At 63.1% G+C, this 21,651-nt stretch carries 20 protein-coding genes; 14 read left to right on the top strand and 6 right to left on the bottom strand.

Translation table 11 applies throughout. The annotated features are described in order from the left end of the window. Window positions 1-12: 12 nt before the first annotated feature. The 3 genes from PQQ95_RS16850 to PQQ95_RS16840 form a co-directional block, all read right to left on the bottom strand. Window positions 13-414, bottom strand: coding sequence for a hypothetical protein (locus tag PQQ95_RS16850; protein ID WP_408438507.1), 402 nt, complete (start codon window positions 412-414; stop codon window positions 13-15). Between the two features lie 53 nt (window positions 415-467). Further along, entirely contained in the window at window positions 468-1,598 is a 1,131-nt protein-coding gene (locus PQQ95_RS16845) for a polyamine ABC transporter substrate-binding protein (protein ID WP_408438506.1), read from the bottom strand. Between the two features lie 70 nt (window positions 1,599-1,668). After that, window positions 1,669-3,021 (bottom strand): NAD(P)/FAD-dependent oxidoreductase, encoded by a 1,353-nt coding sequence (locus tag PQQ95_RS16840; protein WP_408438505.1) that lies wholly within the window; start codon window positions 3,019-3,021, stop codon window positions 1,669-1,671. An 11-nt stretch (window positions 3,022-3,032) separates the two neighbouring features. On the opposite strand from PQQ95_RS16840, the gene PQQ95_RS16835 reads away from it, so the two are divergent. The 3 genes from PQQ95_RS16835 to PQQ95_RS16825 all read left to right on the top strand — a co-directional run bounded on the left by PQQ95_RS16835 (window position 3,033) and on the right by PQQ95_RS16825 (window position 6,754). Beyond that, a complete protein-coding gene (locus PQQ95_RS16835; RefSeq protein ID WP_408438504.1) occupies window positions 3,033-4,046 on the top strand; it encodes a LysR substrate-binding domain-containing protein in 1,014 nt (337 codons plus the stop codon). Between the two features lie 220 nt (window positions 4,047-4,266). Next, window positions 4,267-5,241, top strand: coding sequence for a response regulator (locus PQQ95_RS16830; RefSeq protein WP_408438503.1), 975 nt, complete (start codon window positions 4,267-4,269; stop codon window positions 5,239-5,241). A gap of 73 nt (window positions 5,242-5,314) precedes the next feature. Beyond that, a complete protein-coding gene (locus PQQ95_RS16825) occupies window positions 5,315-6,754 on the top strand; it encodes a sensor histidine kinase (protein WP_408438502.1) in 1,440 nt (479 codons plus the stop codon). An 81-nt stretch (window positions 6,755-6,835) separates the two neighbouring features. Here PQQ95_RS16825 and PQQ95_RS16820 read toward each other — a convergent pair whose 3' ends face one another. Then, complete coding sequence (locus PQQ95_RS16820; RefSeq protein WP_408438501.1) at window positions 6,836-7,333, bottom strand: acyl-CoA thioesterase; 498 nt, start codon at window positions 7,331-7,333, stop codon at window positions 6,836-6,838. A 98-nt stretch (window positions 7,334-7,431) separates the two neighbouring features. Beyond that, window positions 7,432-8,658 (bottom strand): FAD-dependent oxidoreductase, encoded by a 1,227-nt coding sequence (locus tag PQQ95_RS16815; RefSeq protein ID WP_408438500.1) that lies wholly within the window; start codon window positions 8,656-8,658, stop codon window positions 7,432-7,434. Between the two features lie 140 nt (window positions 8,659-8,798). Between PQQ95_RS16815 and PQQ95_RS16810 the strand changes: the two genes are divergently transcribed. Then, entirely contained in the window at window positions 8,799-9,593 is a 795-nt protein-coding gene (locus PQQ95_RS16810; protein WP_408438499.1) for an AraC family transcriptional regulator, read from the top strand. 137 nt (window positions 9,594-9,730) lie between these two features. Here the strand turns inward: PQQ95_RS16810 and PQQ95_RS16805 are convergent, their stop codons facing one another. After that, a complete protein-coding gene (locus PQQ95_RS16805; protein ID WP_408438498.1) occupies window positions 9,731-10,633 on the bottom strand; it encodes a LysR family transcriptional regulator in 903 nt (300 codons plus the stop codon). Between the two features lie 313 nt (window positions 10,634-10,946). Here PQQ95_RS16805 and PQQ95_RS16800 point away from each other — a divergent pair, with 313 nt between their 5' ends. The 10 genes from PQQ95_RS16800 (at window position 10,947) to PQQ95_RS16755 (ending at window position 21,637) form a co-directional block, all read left to right on the top strand. After that, window positions 10,947-12,110: an acyl-CoA dehydrogenase family protein gene (locus tag PQQ95_RS16800; RefSeq protein ID WP_408438497.1), complete on the top strand. Its 1,164-nt coding sequence runs from the start codon at window positions 10,947-10,949 to the stop codon at window positions 12,108-12,110. A gap of 12 nt (window positions 12,111-12,122) precedes the next feature. Next, window positions 12,123-13,301: a CaiB/BaiF CoA transferase family protein gene (locus tag PQQ95_RS16795; RefSeq protein WP_408438496.1), complete on the top strand. Its 1,179-nt coding sequence runs from the start codon at window positions 12,123-12,125 to the stop codon at window positions 13,299-13,301. 14 nt (window positions 13,302-13,315) lie between these two features. Next, entirely contained in the window at window positions 13,316-14,701 is a 1,386-nt protein-coding gene (locus tag PQQ95_RS16790) for an MmgE/PrpD family protein (RefSeq protein WP_408438495.1), read from the top strand. After that, entirely contained in the window at window positions 14,698-15,519 is an 822-nt protein-coding gene (locus PQQ95_RS16785; RefSeq protein WP_408438494.1) for an HpcH/HpaI aldolase/citrate lyase family protein, read from the top strand. Before PQQ95_RS16790 ends, PQQ95_RS16785 begins: the two co-directional genes overlap by 4 nt. A gap of 349 nt (window positions 15,520-15,868) precedes the next feature. Further along, window positions 15,869-16,996 carry a LacI family DNA-binding transcriptional regulator gene (locus PQQ95_RS16780; protein ID WP_408438493.1) on the top strand — a complete coding sequence of 376 codons (1,128 nt, stop codon included), beginning with the start codon at window positions 15,869-15,871 and terminating at the stop codon, window positions 16,994-16,996. 38 nt (window positions 16,997-17,034) lie between these two features. Further along, window positions 17,035-17,898 (top strand): sugar phosphate isomerase/epimerase family protein, encoded by an 864-nt coding sequence (locus tag PQQ95_RS16775; protein WP_408438709.1) that lies wholly within the window; start codon window positions 17,035-17,037, stop codon window positions 17,896-17,898. After that, window positions 17,895-18,650 carry an SDR family NAD(P)-dependent oxidoreductase gene (locus tag PQQ95_RS16770; RefSeq protein ID WP_408438492.1) on the top strand — a complete coding sequence of 252 codons (756 nt, stop codon included), beginning with the start codon at window positions 17,895-17,897 and terminating at the stop codon, window positions 18,648-18,650. The genes PQQ95_RS16775 and PQQ95_RS16770 overlap by 4 nt, the downstream gene beginning before the upstream one ends. Before the next feature lie 76 nt (window positions 18,651-18,726). Further along, entirely contained in the window at window positions 18,727-19,473 is a 747-nt protein-coding gene (locus tag PQQ95_RS16765) for an SDR family NAD(P)-dependent oxidoreductase (RefSeq protein WP_408438491.1), read from the top strand. Between the two features lie 30 nt (window positions 19,474-19,503). Next, a complete protein-coding gene (locus PQQ95_RS16760; protein WP_408438490.1) occupies window positions 19,504-20,754 on the top strand; it encodes a Tm-1-like ATP-binding domain-containing protein in 1,251 nt (416 codons plus the stop codon). A gap of 7 nt (window positions 20,755-20,761) precedes the next feature. Continuing rightward, on the top strand, window positions 20,762-21,637 hold the full coding sequence (locus tag PQQ95_RS16755; protein WP_408438489.1) for a phosphoenolpyruvate hydrolase family protein: 876 nt from the start codon (window positions 20,762-20,764) through the stop codon (window positions 21,635-21,637). Window positions 21,638-21,651: the final 14 nt, after the last annotated feature.

Below are 21,651 nucleotides of genomic sequence, written 5' to 3'. Positions count from 1 at the left end.
GGGCGGACGGTCTCAGGCGTCGATCAGGTGTCTGGCAACTGATCCGATTGCGGGGTCGGACCGTCCGCCGCAATAAAGAGACAGAGTATGACGGCTTGCTGGCGATGTTGTCTTTTCGAAAATAAGCCTTGCAACAGCGTATTTGCGGATTTCATCGCCGTGTGCTGGCAGGCTGGGCAAGGAAAGGAGGTTGTTCGCGGCTGGGGTGACAGTGGGGGTGAAAGTAACAGCAGGAAACGAAAAGTGTCCGGCGGTCGTGCCGGGCTTATCGAATGAAAGGTGAATGTCAAGATTGGGGCACGCGGCCGCACTTTGTGGGAAACGCGAGTCTGCGGAATCGTCCGGCAGAAAAACGCGCGTTACCGGCACGCAGGGATCGGTAAGGCCGTTGAAATACTCAGAGGAAATACTCAAATCCGCGCTATCGGCGCAGGACCCGACAGAGTCCCGCGCCGCGCTTCACCGCATCAGTGAATCGTTTTCAATTGCGCCCACAGGCGGTTTTCAAGGCGCACGATTTCAACCGGCGTCGGCTTCATCAGCGTCATCTTCTTGAGCACGTCGTCCGGCGGATACACCGTTGGGTCCTGCGCGACGGCCGGGATGACGAACTGGCGTGCCGCGTGGTTCGCCGTCGGATAGAACACTTCGTTGGTAATCGCCGCGTTGACCTTCGGGTCCTCGATATAGTTGATCCATCTGAGCGCCGCTTGCGGATGCGGTGCGTCTTTCGGGATCACCATCACGTCGAACGCCAGAAGACCGCCTTCCTTCACGTTTGAGAACCGGACGTCATACGAACGTTTGGCCTCGGCGCTGCGCCGGTGCGCGATGCCGACGTCGCCGGCAAAACCGATCGCTACGCAGACGTCATTGTTCGCGAGGTCGTTGATGTAGCCGGACGAGTTGAACTCGGTAATGTACGGGCGCACCTTCTTCAGCATCTCGAACGCGGCCTGGTAGTCGGCCGGGTTGGTGCTGTTCGGGTCCTTATGCATGTACTGCAGCGCCGCGGCGAACACGTCGACCGACTCGTCGAGGAACGAGACGCCGCAACCCTTGAGCTTCGCAAGGTTGGCCGGATCGAAGACCAACGCCCAACTGTCGACCGGCGCATTCGGCCCGAGCGCCTTCTGCACGGCCTGCACGTTGTAGCCGATGCCCGTGACGGCGAATGCCCAGGGCACGCCGTACTGGTTGCCCGGGTCGGCACCCGCAACCATCTGCATGAGCACGGGGCTGAGGTTCTTCAGATTGGGCAGTTGCGATTTGTCGAGCTTCTGGTAAGCGCCGGCCTGAATCTGCCTCGCCATGTAGTTCGACGTCGGCACCACGATGTCGTAGCCGGAACTGCCCGCGAGCAGCTTCGCCTGCAGCGTATCGTTGCTGTCGTAGTTGTCGTAGCGGACATGAATACCCGTCTGTTTCTCGAAGCTCGGGATCGTATCCTTCGCGATATAGTCCGACCAGTTGTACACGTTCAGTTCGGTGTCCGCGGCGCGGGCGGCGGACGCCGTCCATACCGAGAGGGCTGCCGCGATGCAGGCGCTGGTGAAGGCCGCGCGGCGCAGACGGGTGACGGGATGACAGGCGCGCATGGTGTTTTCCTTGGCGGATGAAAGTTGAGCAGGTGGGTTCGCGTGGCTATGCGAATGACGCATGCCGCGCTCAAGACTCGGTTCTTGCCTGATGCGCTTCATATCGCAAACGTATCGAGGCGCCGATGTCGAAAAATGGCCGGGGAGGGAGCCAGCCAGGGTTTGCATTGCCAAGCACGGAAGTCAGTAACGCTGACTGGCCGCCCGACGCCATTTCGGCAAGCAGCCGGCCCCACAGCGTGCCGCGCGCGACCCCGGAGCCATTGCATCCGGCCGCGGAATAAACCCCTTCCGCCAGTTTTCCGAAACGGGGCTCGCCAGATCGCGTCGCGCTCAGGTGCCCGGTCCAGGTAAATTGCAGATGTTCATCCGTGATCCACGGGAAGCGTCGCTGCAATCCGCGCAGGTGCCGGGCCCGGCGCGCCGCCAGAGAAGGGCCGGCAAGGTCGCGGTGCCGATATTCCACGGTGTTGCGGATCAGCAGCCGCCGGTCCGGCGTCAGGCGCAGCGTGGCGCCGGCAGGGCGAGTCGACAGTACGCCCCAGGGGGCCGCGCGCCCCAGCCGGAGATACTCGTCGTCGTTCAACGGCCGACTCAGCGAGGCACTGAGCTCGAGCGGGAAGACCGCACTGTCCGCCAGGCCGACCCGTGGCAGAAATGCCCCGACACACGCCAGCACCTGCTTCGCCTCGATGTCACCGTCGACGGAGCGTGCGCGGATACCGCCGCGGCTCAAGTGCTCGAGCCCGGCGATTTCGGTGTTCTCGTAGACTGAAACATTCTTGGGCAACGTATCCAGCAGACCTCTTGCATACTTCGCCGGCTGCAATAGCCCGTTCCCGCCGCGACACCAAATCCCCGCGCGGTAGAAGGGCGAGCCCAGCCGTTGCGATAATGCTTCGCCTTGCAGCAATTCGGCCGCCGCACCTGCTTCACGCAGGGTTTGCACCTGAACGTCCGCTTCTTCAAGTTTGGCCGGATCGTGAACCGCGAAGAAGTAACCGGCGTCGCTCAGATCGCACGCGATGCCGAGGTTCGCCACACGCCGGCCAACTTCGGCGCATGCGGCTTTGCCGATTGCAGTCGCGACGTGGTAATGCGCATTGCGCGGCCGGCCAGCGAGTTCGTCAGCGGCAGGCCGCTCGTAAGCGACCACGAAACCCGAGTTCCGCGCTGAAGCGCCTTGAGCGGCGCGCTGCCGATCGACCACCACGATGCGCGACTGCGGATGCAGTTCGGCAAGCGTATGGGCTGCCGACAATCCGGTGAAACCTCCGCCGATCACCAGCCAATCCGCCTTCTGCGTTCCCGTCAGGCTCGCGCCTGGAGGCGAGACGCCGGCCTGAGCGATCCAGCCGCATATATTTTTGACCAAAATAGTGTCCCCTCTCGATGCCGTAGATGACCAGGCTGCCGAAAGCATGAATAATCAGCATGCTTGATCGACATCGCCTTGGCTTGAGTGTCAATATATTGGGAGCTGGATGCGTTATCCAGCGCTATAAATTCATTGAAGAATTCCAAAAACGCATGGATAAGCTCTATCGTCCGCCGTCTATCCGAAGCCTTCAGGCGCTGTTGCTCGTCGCGGAGTCGGACAACTTCACCGATGCGGCAGAAAAGCTGCATCTGACCCAAAGTGCGGTGAGCAGGAAGATTCAGCAACTGGAAAGCCACTACGGCGTGCCGCTGTTCGTTCGCAATAGCCGCAGCGTGCAACTGACCGAGCAAGGCAAGGCGGTACTGGAGGTGACGCGCAAGATACTCGGGGAGCTGCAGACGCTCGATGAGCGGATATCGCCGCGGGACCGGCCATTCCGCATCCGCATCTTCGTATCGCTGGCGGTCCGCTGGTTATTGCCGCGGCTGACCGATTTTTATGCCCGGCATCCCGATCTATCCCTTTCGATCGAAACGGTTGCGACGGAAGTGGTCGATCCATCGGGTCACTGCGACGCCTATATCCTTTATCTGCCCGAAGCGCGGGAGGATCCGTCACCGGAGTCGCCGACGTTCCTCACGCTGTTCGAGGAAGTCCTGGTGCCGGTATGCGCACCTTCCTCTGTCAACAACAAACCGCTTCCCAGGTCTTTGGAAGCGTTGGCGCAGCACACGCTGATTCACGGTTCCACGGGCCAGCACGAGTGGACGACGTGGTTGAAGGCGCAGGGGGGATCGGCGGCCAGACATTACAAGCACATCACCTTCAATCTCGACGAGCTCGCCATGAATGCTGCTGCTCGCGGCTTGGGCGTCGCGATGACGGACTTGACCCTGGCGCAGGAATTAATCAATCGCGGCGATCTGGTTGTCCCTTTCGGCACACCTTTGAAGACCAAAGGGGTCTATGTGCTTTGGCTGCAAACCGCAGGCGCTTTGCATCCGGGGCGGCAACGCATCCTGCAGTGGTTTGCCGGGCAGGAGGCTGGGACGCTGGAAAAACCGTGATGCCCGGCATTACCTTTCATCGCGCGCGGATTAATCGGCTCGACCGATTAAAATTAAATTATTCCATCCGCATACTCTGACGCAAAGGCTGCCCAGGTTTGCACTGTTTATGCAAAGACCCCGGTACTATATGGTTCAGCGGGAATCGGCCCGGGAGCCCGCGCGAGAGAAGCCGGCGTGCAAGCCGGTGCGAGACACGCCGCCTATGCCACGTAAAAACATGAACAATTTTATTCGCCCCCCTGTTTACTATCCGGCATCCGTCGTTTTCGTGGATGACAGCGACAGCTACCTTGATGCATTACGCCGATTCTTTCCGGATATTTCCACCAATCTGTTTTTCACGCGGCCTCAAACGGCACTCGCTTTTATCCGCAACCATGCCCGCGAGAATTCGCTGGTGTTTGCGCCGGCGTCGGCCGGTCTGAGCGAGGTCGGCATGGAGCGGTTTGTCGAAACCTCGGCCGAGCGGGACGTGCTGGCCCGGGATTCCCGATTTTCAGAAGTGGCCGCGGTGGTCGTCGACTACGATATGCCCGGACTAAGTGGTGTCGAATTCCTTTCGTCCATATCCAATTTACGTTGCGCAAAGGTGCTCCTGACCGGCGTCGCGGACGAAACCGTGGCGGTGAAAGCCTTCAATGCCGGCATCGTCGATCTGTATCTGAGAAAAACAGACAGCGATTCAGCCGAGCGGCTGGTTCATTTTCTGAAAGACGCCAGAAACAGGCATTGTTCAGAGGCCGGCTGGTTAGGTCTGGGCGAAAACGGCATGACCTATTGCGATCCCAGAACGAGGAAAGCCATCGACGCGGTGGTTGCCGCGGAAGGCATCGTCGAGTACTACTGGCGCCCGGAGCAGAATGCCATCCTGATGTTCGACCGCGCCGGCAACCCGAGCGTTTTCCTCGCGTGGGCCGAGAACGACTGGATCGCTCAGGCGGAAATCGTGGCGGACGAGAGCGGGCCGGCGGATCTGCTGAGGCGGATGGCGGTGCGCGAAACGATGCCGGTTTTCTGGCCCCACCTGGCTTTCCGTCCGGGTACGGACTTCAGGACGGTCACGCCGCAAACCATCCCGGGCTGGGAAGACGCTTTCTATTGCTGGACCCGAATAGATCCGACCGACGTGGGTCTGAACACGACGACATTTTCTCAATGGCGCAGTGACCGGAATCAACAGGTCCACACGTGAAGCACCGGCCGCTTCGCGTACTCTGCTATAAACATACCGGCATAGCCCCCCGTTTCCAGCCCCATTGAGCCACATGTACGCCATTCCGACTGCCTTTGTGTCTGCGCTGTTCGTGGTGTTCGGCCTTTACGTGCTCATTACACAAGGGGTGACGCGTCTGTCCGCGCCGTTTCTTTTGATGTGCACGGCGACCTTTGCCTGGCAGGGCACGTGGACGGTGCTGTTCCAGACGGAAGATCCCCACATTGCAAGCGTGCTGGTCCGGATCGGTTATCTTTTCATTCTCTTCCTGCCCACCACGTTCTATCACTTCGTCACGGAGGTGGCGGCGAGGCGCCGCGAGCAGCCGGTATTGCTCGCGTCTTACGGCATGTGTCTTGTCCTCGCCGTGCTGCTGCCCGGCAACGAAGTGGTCGCCGGCTACCGGCATTTTTTCTTTGGCTACTATCCGAGCGCCGGGCCGCTGCATCCTTTGCACGTCCTGCAGACCGTGTTGCTGGCCGCTCGCAGCGGACAGCTTCTGCTCGCCGCCCGCAAACAGGCCGGCGGTGAGGCGCGCAGGCGGCTCGACCTCTGCTTTGCGAGCCTTTGCCTGTACTCGTTCGCCGCCGTCGACTATGCGGTCAACTACGGCTACGCGTTCTATCCGCCGGGCGTGCTGTTCATTGCCCTCAGTCTGGGGCTGCTCGCGATCACGATCGTCCGCTATCACCTGATTCACCCTTATGCGATCGCCGCGACCATCGCGCACGAAATCGCGACACCGCTCGCGACAATCGCCATGCACGCCGATGAAATATCGAGCGTCTGGTCGCATGTGTTCAAAGGTTACCGGCTAGCCGTCACGCATGGGCTGTACGACGATCAGGAGGTGCATTCCGGGCAGTCCGAGCGCATCAGCCAGCTCGCTACGGCAATCAGGCGGGAGGTCTCCGGTACCAGCGCGATGATCGAAATGGCGCTTGCGTCGTTTACTCTGGATCGTCTGGATCGCACCCGCTTCAGCCCGCATTCCATGCAGCAATGTGTGGCGTCGGCGCTGGAGCGCTATCCGTTCCGCGGCGACGAACGCGCGCGCGTCACCGTGGCGCCGATCGACGCTGCGCTATCCTTTTCGGGCTCGGACACGCTGGCGGTTTTTGTCCTGTTCAATCTGCTGAAAAACGCGCTACACGCTATTCACGTGAGCGGCGAGGGCGAGATCGCCATCAGCGCGGTTCGGGAGCATGGCTTCTGCGTCCTGCGATTCCGCGACACGGGGCCCGGCATTGCACCCGACGTGCTGCCGCATATCTTCGACGCCTTCTTCTCAACCAAGCGGCACGGAAGCGGCGCGGGGATGGGACTCGCATTCTGCCGCCGCGCGGCAGAGCTGCTGGGCGGCACGATCGAATGCATGTCGATGCGCGGTTCGCACACCACCTTCACCGTGCGCTTGCCGGTGCCGGGCTCGCCGGCGGACCGTGCATTGAGTAAAGCGCCGACGCGCTCCTTGCGCCGGCGTCCCGAGTAACCGTTACGGTTGGAAGTTAGCGGTAAAACTCAAAGATAAAACCCAGCGGTAAAACCGAACGGCGAAAGTCCGCCGCTGGGATCAGGCGGCGAGCGCCGTCCACGGCAGTTCATATTCCTTGACCCGCTCGACGATCCCTTCCGGGAACCGCCTGATCTTCCGGTCCCGCCCGGCGTACAGGATCTGCTGGTAACCCTGCGACACCTCCCGCCCATCCACGCAGAAGCGGAACAGCAGGTAGGCCGAGCATTGCCTGACCTGCACCGTGTTCAGATAGCAATCCACGTGCTGGAACGGAAAGGTTTCGTGGACGTACTCCTGATGCGCGCGTTTGGTCACGAACATGCCGTCCGATCCCAGCAGATCGTTGTGGATGCACTCATGAAACCACCGCTCCCGGCAAACACCTTGCCACTCGAAGTAACGGGAGAAGTACGTATTCATGAATGCGTTCGAGTCCTTCAGATAGATGTCGAACGTGTGGTGGAAGGTCTTGAGCGAGGCGGGGGCGAGCGGGTCTTCGGAAAGAAGGGCGGCACCTCGGTTCAGGGCGGTAGGGATTGTGTCTCGCATCAACATACGATTTTCCTTTTGCAGGAACGGCTGCTTGCGGCAACCACGCATGCCTCCCTATATGGCAGGCACATCCCATTCTGTTGGGGATGTGGGCTGTATGGCTATTGGCTGACAAACACGGGGGGCGAAATCCCGGATGTCGCGCCGAACAAACGGCGCGCACCGGCTTCGGAAGCGCGGATCGCGGCTTCTGCCCACGCGCGCATCGCGATTTCATAGCGGGCGACGGCCTGGCGCAGGTCCGGCCCGTTCGCCGCCGCGCCGGCGAGTGCCGCCGCATCCCGCAGCGCGGAGTTGGCGCCGACGCCGCCAGCAGGACTCATCGCATGGATCGCGTCGCCGAGCAGTGTCACCGGGCCGGCGCGCCACGTCGCGATGGCCGGCGAGGCGCTGCGGACCGGCACGATCGTGAGCGTGGCGGCATCAGCCTCTGCGAACAACGTGCGAAGCCGGGGATGCCAGCGGTGAACGATCGTGTCGATGAGCGCCGTCAGGCGGCTCTGATCCGGCAACGCGGCGGCGCTCACGCCCAACCTGGCGCGAGGCCCGATGAACGCCCAGTAAAGGTAATCGTCGACAGGGTTAAGCCGGCATGCCGGTGCCAGCCTTGCCGCGAGGCTGGGCAGCGGCTCTGGAAACAGCATCGGATCGAGAATCATCGCGAAGCCATCGGCAAAAATCACGGATGTGCCGCTGCACAATGCCGCGCCGACGCTGTCCCGGAGCGCTGTCGTGGCCGTCGTTTTGCCATAGATGCAGACCGCGCCGGTATCGACCGGCTCCGCTGCGGGCGCGAGTTGTTCGCGCACAAGGGAGTTCACGCCGTCGGCGCCCACCAGCAACGTCGAAGTCCGCGCCTCGCCGCCGTCGAACCGGACGCGCACTTCGCCTTCTCCGATGAGCTCGAAGCGCCGGAATGCCTTGGCAAAATGCACCCGCTCCTCGATGCCGCTCAGCAGAATTTCACGCAAGGTCTGCCGGTTCGCGCTGAGATCGTGGGCCTTGGGTTGTGGGCCGCTTTCGACGGCGGATGCCTGCCAGCTTCTGGCCGGCCGTCCTGCGGTCTGCTCGAGGTTGCCATTCAGGAACTGGACGCTTCTGGCGGCGCCGCAGCTTTGCCGGAATAGCGCGTAGAGGCCGGCAGGCAGGCATTGCGACAGCGGCTGCTGCCCGTCGGCGTCGATCCTGATCCGATACCCCTGGCCGCGGCTCGTGGCGGCCGGATCCCGCTCGTAGACATCGAAGTCGATGCCCGCCCGCTTGAGACCCTGCGCGAGGCATAACCCGCCAAGGCCTGCACCGATGATCGAAATATGCGCACGTTGCATTCGTCCTCCTGGTTGGATCAGGAGCGGCCATTCCACTCCTCGGATGCACTCAAGGCTAACGGTCAACCGTGGTAGCCTGATAATGACAGTTGGACGATAAACAATGAAACATGGCCAATTTCGAACGGGGAGATAAGCGCATGTCGGATCCGAACGATCGCCCGGATGGTCCCGCCCTGTTCGCTTTCTGGAGCATGGATGAGCCGGAAGACGAATTCCGGCTTGGAACGCGGGAATACGATTGGCATCGCCACGCGCGCGGTCAGCTCTTCTGCATCGAAAGCGGTCTGATCCGCGTTCGCACCGCGCGAGGATCATGGCTGCTGCCGCCGCATCGCGCAGGCTGGATCCCGCCCGGCGTCGATCACAAGGCGAGTGTAAGCGGGGCATTGAGCGGGTGGGGCGTGATGCTGAGGCCGGACGTCACCGCCGGCTTGCCGGAAGACCCGTGTGTGATCGGTGTCAGCGAGATGCTGCGCGCGCTCGTACGCCGGGCGGCAAGCTGGACCGCCAGGGACGATCTGCAGCCTGAGCAGGAGCGCGTCGTCGCCGTGCTGCTCGACGAAATCCGCCTGGCTCGACGCGAAGTGCTCCATCTGCCGATGCCGGCCGAGCGCCGGCTGCTGGCGATAGCGAACCTTCTGATCGAGCATCCCGAAGATGAGCGGACGTTTCCCGAACTCGCGTCGTGGGCCGGTCTTTCGGCGCGAACCGCGCGCAGGCATTTCATGGCGCAGACCGGCATGAGTTTCGTGCAGTGGCGCCAACAGGCCCGCCTCGCGTTGGCGCTCGAAAAGCTCGCAAACGGGGAGGCCGTTGCGAACGTTGCCGACGTGCTCGGCTACGCGACGCCGAGCAATTTCATCGCCATGTTCCGCAAGGCGTTCGGTGAGTCACCGGGCCGCTATTTCTCCGAACGCAGCAACCGGGTCTAGTCCCGGTCTCTGCCATTCGCTTGACCGGCATTATCAGTGAGCCGCCTGTCAGATTCGTTTCGCCGAGATTCAGATCCCCCGGCGCCACGCCCAACCCGTTCGCCGCGCCAGCCACATGATTTGCGACGGAGCCTTGCTCAACCCTGGCGCCCCAAGCCATCTTCAACGAGCAGGTCGACGAGCTTGCGTGAGAACAGCGGCAGCGCGTCAAGATCCGCGACGCAGATCTGCAACTGGCGTTCGGCCCAATCGTCGTCGAGTTGAACGATGCGCAGCGCCATGGTCTTTGCGTGGCGGCGCGCCGTGCCTTCGGGCAGTACGCCGACGCCGACGTTCGCCTCGATCATCCGGCAGGCGGTCTCGAAGTTGCTGACCTGGATACGCCAGCGCAGCGTGCGCTGCAAATCCGCCGCCGCACGCTTGAGAAAGTTGTGGATCGCGCTCGCTTCCAGAAGGCCGACGAAATTGCAATCGAGCGTATTGGCAAAGGCTGTGTGCGTGTGGGCCGCGAGCGGATGGTTCAACGCACAGACGAGGACCAGACGATCGCGCCGGTAGGGCATCACTTCGAGCCCTTCGGTATGCACATTGCCGGCAACGATGCCGAAGTCCACGACGCCTTCCTGCACCGCCCGGACGATGTCCGGACTCAGCCGCTCCTGGATGTCCACGGTCACGTCCGGATGATCGACCAGATAGCCGCGCAGCACGGCAGGCAGGAACTCGCTCATCGCGGTGGTATTCGCAAAGGCGCGGACGTGCCCCTTGATGCCGGACGCGTACTCCTGGAGGTCGCCGGTCAACTGTTCGAGTTGCCGCAGCACGCGGCGGGCGTGCGTGAGCAGCGTCTCTCCCGGCGCCGTGACTTTGACTCCCTGGCTCGTGCGGCTCAACAGCTTGATGCCGACCTGTTCCTCCAGATTCTTGATGCGGGTGCTGGCCGCGGGAAGGGACAGATTCGAACGCTCCGCACCTCGGGTGAGGCTGTTGGCCTCGGCGATATGAGTAAAGAGATTGAGATCGATCAGATCGAAACGCATGAGGTCATTCCTGAATGTCACCGGATTATCGCTTGCCACCCAGCTCACGAAAATTGGCGGAAGTACGGAGAAATCCTGATGGCAGCGTTTGCGGACCATGGTAAGCGCAGATGCGATCGACCAGTCTGAATCCGGATGTTTCGGCTCGCGGAACGAAAAACAAGCGTGTCGCCGCACATCCGGTTAACGCGGGCCGAATCCCGGATTCGCAAGATACAAATTGCCGGGCCCGCCTGCATGCGTCAATCTCTGACGATGCAGGCCATCGCGATGCTTGTCTGAACCGGCTCCAATCCATAACTGAATATCGATCATGCAAACGACGCAACAGAACGCCTACCAGGACATCCGCGAAGCGGTACGTGATTTGTGCCAGCAGTTTTCCGGCGAATATTTTCGCAAGATCGACGAAGCGCGCGGCTATCCGGACGACTTCGTCAAGGCGCTGACGAAGGCCGGCTGGCTGGCCGCGCTGGTTCCGCAGGAATACGGCGGTTCCGGCCTCGGCCTCACCGAGGCGTCGATCATCATGGAAGAGATCAACCGCTCGGGCGGCAACTCGGGGGCGTGCCATGGCCAGATGTACAACATGGGCACGCTGCTGCGTCACGGCTCGGCCGCGCAGAAACAGAAGTACCTGCCGAAGATCGCGAGCGGTGAATTGCGCCTGCAGTCGATGGGCGTAACGGAGCCGACCGCCGGCACCGACACCACGAAGATCAAGACGACGGCCGAGCGCCGCGGTGACCGCTACGTGATCAACGGCCAGAAAGTGTGGATCTCGCGCGTTCTGCATTCGGACCTGATGATCCTGCTCGCCCGCACCACGCCGCTCGCCGACGTGAAGAAAAAATCCGAAGGCATGTCGATCTTCATCGTCGATCTGCGCGAGGCCATCGGCAACGGTTTGACGGTTCAACCGATCCTGAACATGGTCAATCACGAGACCAACGAACTGTTCTTCGACAACCTGGAAATTCCGGCCGAGAACCTGATTGGCGAGGAAGGGCAGGGCTTCAAATACATTCTCGACGGACTGAACGCCGAGCGCACGCTGATCGCTGCGGAATGTATCGGCGACGGCTACTGGTTCATCGACAAGGTGAGCGCATACGCGAAGGAGCGCGTCGTGTTCGGCCGCCCGATCGGGCAGAACCAGGGCGTGCAGTTTCCGATTGCGCGCGCGTTCGTCAATGTCGAGGCGGCGAGCCTGATGCGCTTTGAGGCAGCCCGCCGTTTTGATGCGCACGAGCCATGTGGCGCGCAGGCCAACATGGCGAAGTTGCTCGCGGCCGACGCCTCGTGGGAAGCGGCAAACGCATGCCTGCAGTTTCACGGCGGTTTCGGCTTCGCATGCGAATACGACGTCGAGCGCAAGTTCCGCGAGACGCGCCTGTATCAGGTCGCGCCGATCTCGACGAACCTGATCCTGTCGTACGTCGCCGAGCATCTGCTCGGCCTGCCGCGTTCGTTCTGAGTGGAGATCATCATGCGGCCACTGGACGGAATCAAGGTCATCACGCTTGAACACGCGATTGCGGCGCCGTTCTGCACACGTCAGCTAGCCGATCTCGGCGCGCGCGTCATCAAGATCGAACGGCCGGGCAGCGGCGACTTCGCGCGTGGCTACGACGAACGTGTGCACGGACTGTCGTCGCATTTCGTCTGGGTGAACCGCTCGAAGGAAAGCCTCGCGCTCGACCTCAAGCAGCCCGAGGCGGTGGAAATTCTGAAGGCGCTGCTCGCCGATGCCGACGTGCTGGTGCAGAACCTTGCGCCCGGTGCGGCCGAGCGTATCGGTCTCGGCTACGAGACGCTGAAAGCGGGGCATCCGCGCCTGATCGTCTGCGACATCTCGGGGTACGGTTCGAACGGACCGTATCGCGACAGGAAGGCCTACGATCTGCTGATCCAGAGCGAGTCCGGCTTTCTGTCGATCACCGGCTCGCCGGGCCAGCCCGCCAAGGCCGGATGCTCGATCGCGGACATTTCGGCGGGCATGGTTGCGTATTCGAGCATCCTGAGTGCGCTGCTGATGCGCGGCCGAACCGGCCAGGGTTGCCGGATCGACGTGTCGATGCTCGAAAGCATGATCGAGTGGATGAGCTACCCGCTCTATTACGCGATTGACGGGCAAAGTCCGCCGGCGTTATCGGGCGCCTCACACGCGACGATCTATCCGTATGGTCCGTTCCCGGCTGGGGACGGCAAGATCGTGATGCTGGGACTGCAGAACGAGCGCGAGTGGAAACTGTTTTGCGAGCAGGTGCTGCGGCAGCCGGCACTTGCCGACGATCCGCGCTTCAATGCCAATTCGAAACGCAATGCGGCGCGCGAGGCGCTGTATGCATTGATCGTCGAGGCCTTTGCGGCGCTGAGCGCGGCGGACGTGATGCAACGGCTTGATGCCGCCGGCATTGCGAACGCGCAAATGAACACGCTGGACGATGTGTGGCGGCATCCACAACTCGCGGCACGCGAACGCTGGCGCTCGGTCGGGACAGCGGCCGGCACGGTGCCCGCGCTTCTACCACCCGGGCTGCCGGAGGGCGTCGAGCCACGCATGGATGCGGTGCCCGCACTCGGCCAGCACACCGACGCCATCCTCACCGAACTCGGCTACGATCGCGCGCGAATCGACGCGTTGCGTGCGGCCGGCACGATCTGAAGGACCTCTACGCCATGACGAATACGTTATCTCATCCCAGCTTGAATCTCGCGACTTTCGCGTCCGGAGTGCGCTTCGACGCGATTCCGGGCGAGGTCGTCGAGCGGACCGTGAACCTGTATGTCGACTGGCTCGGCTCGGCGCTCGCCGGACGAGGCGCGCGGCCGGTCGAAACGATCGCGGCGTTTGCGCGCCGTGCGGGCAGCTCGCCGTCCGGTCCGGGCACGGCCGACGTACTGATCGACCGGACCCGTGCAACCCCGTACTTCGCGGCGATGATAAACGGCGCCGCGTCGCACTTCGCTGAGCAGGACGACGTGCACAACGGCTCGGTATTCCATCCGGCGACCGTGGTGTTTCCCGTCGCGCTCGCACTGGCTCAGGCGCGCGGGGCGAGCGGCCGCGAGTTCATCGCGGCGGTGGTCGCGGGCTATGAAGTCGGAATCCGTGTCGGCGAATTTCTCGGCCGTTCCCACTACAAGATCTTTCATACGACCGGCACCGTGGGAACGATCGCGGCCGCGGCGACCGCAGGCCGCCTGCTCGCGCTCTCGCCGGAGCAGATGCTGGATGCGTTCGGCTCGGCCGGCACACGGGCGAGCGGGCTCTGGGAGTTCCTGCGCGACGTGGCGGATTCGAAGCAGCTTCACACGGCGATGGCCGCGGCGAACGGTTTGATGGCAGCAGAACTGGCGCGCGACGGCTTCAAGGGCGCAAAGCGGATTCTGGAAGGGGAGCAGGGCATGGCTGCGGGGATGTCGAAAGACGCCGATCCGGCGCGCCTGACGGATCGCCTCGGCGAGCGCTGGGCGACCGCGGAGACGTCGTTCAAGTATCACGCGTCGTGCCGCCATACGCACCCGGCCGCCGATGCGCTGCTAGCGGTGATGACGCGCGAGCGGCTCGGCGCGCAGGATATCGAATCGGTGACCGCGCACGTTCACCAGGGCGCGCTCGACGTGCTGGGCGCGGTGATCGTGCCCGGCACCGTGCATCAGGCGAAATTCAACATGGGCACGGTGTTGGGGCTCGTGGCCGTGCATGGTTACGCCGGGGTCAACGAGTTCGAACAGGGTTACGACGCAGCGGACATCGCGGCGTTCCGCGACCGCGTGCAGATGGTCTACGACGACGAAGTCGATCGCGCGTATCCGGCGCGATGGATCGGCAAGGTCACCGTCAGGACGCGTGACGGCCGCGTGCATACAGGCCGTGTCGATGAACCGAAGGGCGATCCGGGCAACACGCTGTCGCGCGATGAAATCACGGAGAAGGTGCGTCGGCTGGCGGCGTTTTCGGGTGCGGCGTCGGACGACGAGGTGTCGCGGATCATCGCCGACGCCTGGCAGATTGCCTCACGCGATACGGTCGTCACGTTGTTTCCGGAGGGGGCCGCATGACGGCCGCGTCGCCACGTTCGTGGTTGTTCGTTCCCGGCAACCGCGCCGAGCGTATCGAGAAAGCCCGCTCGGCAGGCGCCGACGCGGTGATCCTCGATCTCGAAGACGCGGTGCCGCCCGCTGACAAGGAGGCCGCGCGCGCCACTGTTGCTGCGTACCTGGCTTGCGCGCACCGCGATTCTTCACGCCCGATGTGGATACGCGTGAACGCGGCCGACACCGGCTGGTTTGCCGGCGATGTAGCCGCCTTGGCTGCGCATGCCGGCGTTGCGGGCATCGTGTTGCCGAAGTGTGAGACACGCGCGCAGATCGATGCCGTGCTCGAGCACGCGCACGACGCGCTTGCGTTGATGCCGCTCGTCGAAACCGCGCGCGGCATGGCCAATCTCGATGAACTGTGTGGCGCGCCACGCGTCGCGCGGGTGGCGTTCGGCACACTCGATTTTCAGATCGATCTCGGCATTGATGGCGACGGTGAGGAACTGAACGCCTTTCGCTCGATGATCGTGCTCGCTTCGCGTCTGGCGGGTATCGAAGCGCCAGTGGACGGTGTGTCGACCGTCATAGACGATGCGCAGGCCGTCGAACAGCATGCGCGTTTTGCCCGCAAATTCGGCTTCGGCGGAAAGCTGTGTATTCATCCGAAACAGGTCGAGGCCGTGCATCGGGCCTATGCGTGGAGTGACGCCGAGCGCGCGTGGGCGGCGCGTGTGATGGAGGCCGTAGACAGGAGCGCGGGCGCGGCGGTGGCCGTGGATGGAAAGATGGTGGACATGCCGGTCATTCTGAAGGCGCAGCGGATTCTTCGGGCGCAATGATGCGCGAATAACAACGCCTGGCGCTTGCACCGGCTCTTCGCATTTGGCCGCGCTTTCGCACGACCTCACTTCCCTCCGGCAGTCGCAATCGCGACGCCCAGGTCATTCCTCTCCGGTCGCCGCATTCGCGACGCACAAGATCGCATGTCCATCGCGCAACATGCCGCGATGGACAACTTAAAGCCTGATTGCAAAACAACCAGCGATACAGCGTACGTCACGCTTTTCGTTATTTCCCATGTACCGATCAGGTTTACCCGTAAACCGTGTGAACGTTCGCATAAGCGGGTTTACTTCCGCGTCGGGTTTTCTATAGTTGGTCATGTGAACGATCACATTGCCGGGAAAAATGAAATCTGACGAAAACGATCGCGCGCCGACATTGAAAGACGTCGGCAAACAGGCTGGCGTGTCCTATCAGACTGTTTCGCGTGTGATGAACGGCTCGGAGCGGGTCAGTCCCGCCACACGCGAGCTTGTCATCGCCGCAGCGCAGCAACTTGGATTCCGGATGAATCGCGTGGCAGGCAGCTTGCGCACGAATCGTTCGCGCACCATCGGACTCGTGATGTCGGATGTGGCCAACCTCTTTTTTGCGGAAGTGGTGGGGGGTGTCGAGGCAGAAGCGGCGCTCAACCATTACTCCGTAATCCTTGCCAATAGCGGTGAAGATCTCGAACGCGAGCGGGCGGCGGTGATGGGCCTGATGGAGCGACGCGTGGACGGCCTGATCGTCGCGCCCGCGGAAGGCGACCACAGGTACATGGAGCGCGACTTGCCCGAGCGGTTTCCGCTCGTCGCGATCAATCGCATGATCGACGAGTTTCCCTGCGGCGCGGTGCTGAGCGACAACGAGGGCGGTGCGCGCCTTGCAGTGCAATATCTGATCGAACAGGGCCATACGCGGATCGGCGCGCTAGCGGGGTCACGCGGCCTCATGACCTCGCGTGAACGGATGACCGGGTTCAGAAACGCGCTCAAGGAAGCACGCATTCCCGTGCGCCGGGACTGGATCAGGTTCGGCGGTTTGCAGGCCCATTCGGCCTGCGCCGCGGCGCTGGCGCTGCTCGACAGTGAAGATCGTCCGAGCGCGTTGTTCGCGACCAGCAACACGATCGCCGAGGGGGCGCTGCTCGCCATGCGCGAACTCGGTCTTCAACGGAATCGCGACGTGGAAGTGATTGGTTTCGACGACGTGCCGTGGGCGCGGCTCGTCGATCCGCCGATGCCCGTCATCGCGCAGGACACGCATCAGATCGGCCGGATCGCGGTGCGCATGCTGCTGGGTCTGATCGGCCGGAACGGTGCTGAGGGAGAAATCGTCAGATTGCCGACTCGCCTGATGACCAATGAAATCATGCTGCCCGAGCGGCTAGCGAAGCCGCTTGCGGACACGTCAAAGGCCGAGGGTGCGCAACTCAGGCGTGAAAAGAAGCCAGTGGGCACCAGAACGCGCGCTGCCGGAGAAGTATCGTGAATCGCGCGCCTTCGCAGCGGAGATTCGCCTTGAGCCCCGTGACGCTCGCGCAATGCACGTTCGAGCAGGCGTTCGAACAGACTGCGCGAGCGGGTTTCAGCGGCATCGGCTTGCGCTACGACCAGTTTGAGCGCTACCTCGCGCAAGGCGGGAAGGCAACCGAGGTACGCGGCTGGCTGAGCGCTTACGGTCTGCATTTCGCCGAGGCTGCGTTTCTTGCGGAATGGCAGTACCACGGCGGCGTGCCGCTCGTGAGCCGGCGGCAACGCGGTGGTGGCGCGGACGAAGCGCGTGAGATCCTGCTGCGTCGTCTGCATACGTTTTTGCAGCACTGCGAGGCGTTCGAGTGCGCAAACGTGACTGCCGTGCCGGCCTTGCGCGAAACGGGGGATCTCGCCGTTGCCGCGGAAGAATTCGCTTCGCTGTGCGATCTCGCGCGGCCTTACGGCGTACGCCTATGCCTCGAATTCATGGGAACCTCGCCGCAAATCTCGACGCTGGCGAGTGCCGCCGAACTCGTGAACATGGCCAATCGTGTGAACGGCGGAATATTGATCGATACGTTTCTGTTTCATCAGGGCGGCTCCCGCGTCAGCGACATTCAGCACATTCCAGTCGAACGCATCTTCAACGTGCAACTCGCCGACGCGAAAGACAAGCCGCTCGCGCAACTGGACATGCTCGCGGACCGCGTATTTCCTGGTGAGGGCGTGGCGCCGGTCCAGACGGTGGTGGATGCGCTCGTTGCATGCGGCTATGACGGCTGGTGGACCGTCGAGCTTTTCAATCCCGACTACGCTCGCGCCGAGCCGGCGTCGATCGCCGCGCGAGCGGCGGCGTCGGCGGTCGGGCTGTTCGAATGGCCGGTGAAAGACCGAACAATCGCGGGAGGGCGCGCATGAACTTCGATCTTCAGGGCGTGATGGTGACGGGCAGTGCCGGCGGCCTTGGCCGCGCAGTCGCACTCGATCTGGCCGCGCGCGGTGTGGACACGATTTGTGTCGATGCGAACGCGGACGGTCTCGCGAAGACCGCGAGCGAGGCCGAGCGTCTCGGCGTGCGTTGTGTGCCGGTCGTCGCCGATCTGGCGTCGGAAGCGTCGATTGCCAATGTGTTCCAGCAAGCCGGCGAGAGCGGCATCGTGCTGGAAGGCATCGTCACCTGCGCCGGGGTCACGAACAAGACGCGCGTGCTCGATCTGACCGTCAGCGAATGGGACCGGGTGATGAACATCAATCTGCGCGGCACGTTCCTGTGTGTCCAGCATGCGCTTCGCACGATGGTGCCGCGCAAACGCGGCCGGATCGTGACGGTTGCGTCGGATACCGCCAAGCGCGGCGCGGGACGGCTGTCCACCTCCGCGTATGGCGCGTCGAAGGGCGGCGTGGTCACGCTGACACGCTCGCTCGCGCGCGAACTCGCGGTGCATCGCGGCGCGATCCGCGTGAACTGCCTCTGCCCCGGCCCAATCTGGACGGATATGCATCTCGGCATGACCGCCGAGGAACGTGCGACCGTCGAAAACTCGGTGCTGATGGGCCGCTTCGCCAGACCGGAAGAAATCGCGGCAGGCGTGCTGTTTCTGCTCTCCGACGAGGCGTCGTTCGTCTACGGCGAAACGCTCATGGTGGACGGCGGTGTGGTGCTCGATTAACCAGTTTGCTTAACCGTCGCGCGCCAGACTGGACGCGCAATCGCAACTGCATGAAGTCAGAAAGGAGAAGCAGCAGATGGACACGTTCAAAGGGAAAGTTGCCGTCGTGACTGGCGCGGGCCGGGGCATCGGCACCGTGATCGCCCGCTATCTGATCAACGAGGGCGCCACGGTTCATGTGCCGGATCTGGACAGCGAGCGTTCGCGGCAGGCGGCGCAGCAATTGGGCGCATCGGCGAAAGCGGCGACGCTGGACGTGACCTCCGCGGAGCAGGTCAAGGCATTCTTTCGCCACCTGGACGAAGAAGCGGGCGGTGTCGATCTGCTGGTGAATTGCGCGGGCGGCTATGCGCCGCTCGTGCCGACGCTGAATATTACCGAGGCGGAATACGACCTCGTGATGGATTCGAATCTGAAAGGCACATTCCTGTGCTGTCAGGCCGCGATTCCCTTGATGATCAAGCGCGGCGGCGGCGCAATCCTGAACTTCAGTTCGCTCGCCGGCAGACAGACGAGTCCGGCGCTCGGTTCCCCCTACACGGCGGCAAAGGCGGGCGTGCTGGGGCTCACGCGCCATCTGGCGAAGGAGTTCGGTGCACATGGCGTGCGCGTGAACGCAGTGGCGCCCGGCACGACCGAGGGCGAGCGTGTCGCGGGCCTGCTGACGGAGGAAGATCGCGAGCGCCAACTGGCAGGCATACCGCTAGGCCGTTTCACCACAGCAGACGATCTTGCGGACGTCGCGGTCTTTCTGCTGTCGGATCGCGCCCGCTACATCACGGGCGCGACGATCGACGTCAACGGCGGCGTGCTGACCATCTAGCCGGCTCGCCGTCATTACACGGGAGACATCATGCGCACGGTGTACGTCATCGGGACCTGTGACACGAAGGGCGCTGAACTCGGCTTCGTGCGGGAGCGGCTGCGGTCGGCCGGCGTGCCCGCGGTACTGGTGGACGTCGGCACGCTCGGCGAACCACGCGGCCATGTGCAACCGGACGTCGACGCCGGCACCGTCGCGGCCTGCCATCCTGACGGCGCGCACGCTGTGCGCCACGCTCCTGATCGAGGTGCGGCCATCGCGATGATGGGTCACGCGCTGTCGCGGTTCATGGCGGCACGCGACGACGTGGGCGGCATGATCGGCCTCGGCGGCTCGGGCAATACCGCGCTCGTCACCGCGGCAATGCGCGCGCAGCCGGTCGGTCTGCCCAAGCTGATGGTGTCCACCGTGGCATCGGGCAACGTGGCGCCGTACGTCGGCGCGAGCGATCTCCTGCTCATGTATTCCGTGGTCGATATCGCCGGGCTGAATCGCATCAGCCGCGCGATTCTCTCGAATGCGGCGAATGCCATGGTCGGCATGGTGAAACGCGACGCGACGCGCGAGGACGGATCACCGGCCACGGATTCCAGGCCGACTGTCGGCATCACGATGTTCGGCGTGACGACGCCCGCCGTCGACCAGTTGCGCGAACGGCTGGAGGGGGAATACGAATGTCTGGTATTTCATGCCACCGGTACCGGTGGCCAGTCGCTCGAAAAGCTGATCGACAGCGGCATGATAGAAGGTGCGATCGACCTGACCACCACCGAAGTGGCGGACTTTCTCGCGGGCGGCGTGTTTCCCTGTCTCGCGGATCGCTTCGGCGCCATCGCGCGCACTAAGGTGCCCTACGTCGTTTCGTGCGGCGCGCTCGACATGGTCAACTTCGGCGCCCCTGAATCCGTGCCGGCGCGCTACGCGCAGCGGCTCTTTTATCCGCACAATCCGCAGGTCACGCTGATGCGGACATCCGTCGAGGAATGCCGGCAAATCGGCGCATGGATCGCGCAGCGGCTCAACCGTTGTGAAGGACCGGTACGGTTGCTCATTCCCGAGCGCGGCGTGTCGGCCATCGACGCCGAGGGCATGCCGTTCTACGACCCCGACGCTGACCGCGCGCTATTCGAGGCGCTTGAAGCCACGCTTCAGACGACACCGGCACGGCGTATCGAGCGCTTGCCGCTGCATATCAACGACGCCGCTTTTGCGGATGCGGTCGTTGCCGCGTACCGCGAGCTCGCCGGCTCGCATCTGCGGCACCCTCTCACGACGAGGTGAACCACTTATGCCACGTTTCGAACGAACTGCACTGCTCGCCCGCTATCGGGAGATGATCGCGCGGCGCGAACCGATTATCGGTGGCGGCGCAGGGACAGGTTTGTCGGCCAAATGCGAAGAGGCCGGTGGAATCGATCTGATCGTCATCTACAACTCGGGGCGTTACCGGATGGCGGGGCGCGGCTCGCTCGCGGGATTGCTCGCCTATGGCAACGCCAACGAGATCGTCAAGGACATGGCGCGCGAGGTCTTGCCGGTCGTCAGGCGCACGCCGGTGCTGGCCGGCGTCAATGGGACGGACCCGTTCGTCGATATGGACAGGTTCCTCGATGAACTCATGCAGATGGGTTTCTCAGGCGTGCAGAATTTCCCGACCGTGGGACTGATCGACGGCGTATTTCGCCAGAACCTCGAAGAAACGGGGATGAGTTACGCACTCGAAGTGGAAATGATCCGCATGGCGCACCGCAAAGGCATGCTGACCACGCCCTACGTGTTCAACGCGAGCGAAGCCGCGGCGATGGCCGAAGCTGGCGCCGACATCATCGTCGCGCATCTCGGGCTGACGAGCGGCGGTGCGATAGGCGCGAAGACCGGCGTCGCGCTGGAGGAATGCCCCGCGTTGATCGAGGCCTGGGCGCGCGCGGCAACGCGGGTGCGCAGCGACATCATCGTGCTGTGCCATGGCGGCCCCATCTCGACACCCGAGGATGCCGCCTATGTGTTGCGAGCGTGCCCGTCGTGCCACGGTTTTTACGGCGCCAGTTCAATGGAGCGGCTGCCGACGGAAATTGCCTTGACGGAGCGCACGCGCGACTTCAAGGCGATCTCGCGCGACGGCCCGGCGCGCGAACGCCAGACGCGTCACAACGAATCGGAATGAACCACAAACGCGCC

The organism is Paraburkholderia caffeinilytica (assembly GCF_046030355.1).
GTDB lineage: Bacteria > Pseudomonadota > Gammaproteobacteria > Burkholderiales > Burkholderiaceae > Paraburkholderia > Paraburkholderia caffeinilytica_B.
This window is presented reverse-complemented; position numbering and strand designations above follow the sequence as displayed.

Coding starts and splice junctions, on each gene's coding strand:
- PQQ95_RS16755 (WP_408438489.1), top strand. CDS start 20,762: ATGCCACGTTTCGAACGAACTGCACTGCTCGCCCGCTATCGGGAGATG.
- PQQ95_RS16790 (WP_408438495.1), top strand. CDS start 13,316: ATGACGAATACGTTATCTCATCCCAGCTTGAATCTCGCGACTTTCGCG.
- PQQ95_RS16845 (WP_408438506.1), bottom strand. CDS start 1,598: ATGCGCGCCTGTCATCCCGTCACCCGTCTGCGCCGCGCGGCCTTCACC.
- PQQ95_RS16795 (WP_408438496.1), top strand. CDS start 12,123: ATGCGGCCACTGGACGGAATCAAGGTCATCACGCTTGAACACGCGATT.
- PQQ95_RS16810 (WP_408438499.1), top strand. CDS start 8,799: ATGTCGGATCCGAACGATCGCCCGGATGGTCCCGCCCTGTTCGCTTTC.
- PQQ95_RS16800 (WP_408438497.1), top strand. CDS start 10,947: ATGCAAACGACGCAACAGAACGCCTACCAGGACATCCGCGAAGCGGTA.
- PQQ95_RS16785 (WP_408438494.1), top strand. CDS start 14,698: ATGACGGCCGCGTCGCCACGTTCGTGGTTGTTCGTTCCCGGCAACCGC.
- PQQ95_RS16765 (WP_408438491.1), top strand. CDS start 18,727: ATGGACACGTTCAAAGGGAAAGTTGCCGTCGTGACTGGCGCGGGCCGG.
- PQQ95_RS16805 (WP_408438498.1), bottom strand. CDS start 10,633: ATGCGTTTCGATCTGATCGATCTCAATCTCTTTACTCATATCGCCGAG.
- PQQ95_RS16760 (WP_408438490.1), top strand. CDS start 19,504: ATGCGCACGGTGTACGTCATCGGGACCTGTGACACGAAGGGCGCTGAA.
- PQQ95_RS16840 (WP_408438505.1), bottom strand. CDS start 3,021: ATGCTTTCGGCAGCCTGGTCATCTACGGCATCGAGAGGGGACACTATT.
- PQQ95_RS16830 (WP_408438503.1), top strand. CDS start 4,267: ATGAACAATTTTATTCGCCCCCCTGTTTACTATCCGGCATCCGTCGTT.
- PQQ95_RS16835 (WP_408438504.1), top strand. CDS start 3,033: ATGCTTGATCGACATCGCCTTGGCTTGAGTGTCAATATATTGGGAGCT.
- PQQ95_RS16820 (WP_408438501.1), bottom strand. CDS start 7,333: ATGTTGATGCGAGACACAATCCCTACCGCCCTGAACCGAGGTGCCGCC.
- PQQ95_RS16825 (WP_408438502.1), top strand. CDS start 5,315: ATGTACGCCATTCCGACTGCCTTTGTGTCTGCGCTGTTCGTGGTGTTC.
- PQQ95_RS16770 (WP_408438492.1), top strand. CDS start 17,895: ATGAACTTCGATCTTCAGGGCGTGATGGTGACGGGCAGTGCCGGCGGC.
- PQQ95_RS16780 (WP_408438493.1), top strand. CDS start 15,869: ATGAAATCTGACGAAAACGATCGCGCGCCGACATTGAAAGACGTCGGC.
- PQQ95_RS16815 (WP_408438500.1), bottom strand. CDS start 8,658: ATGCAACGTGCGCATATTTCGATCATCGGTGCAGGCCTTGGCGGGTTA.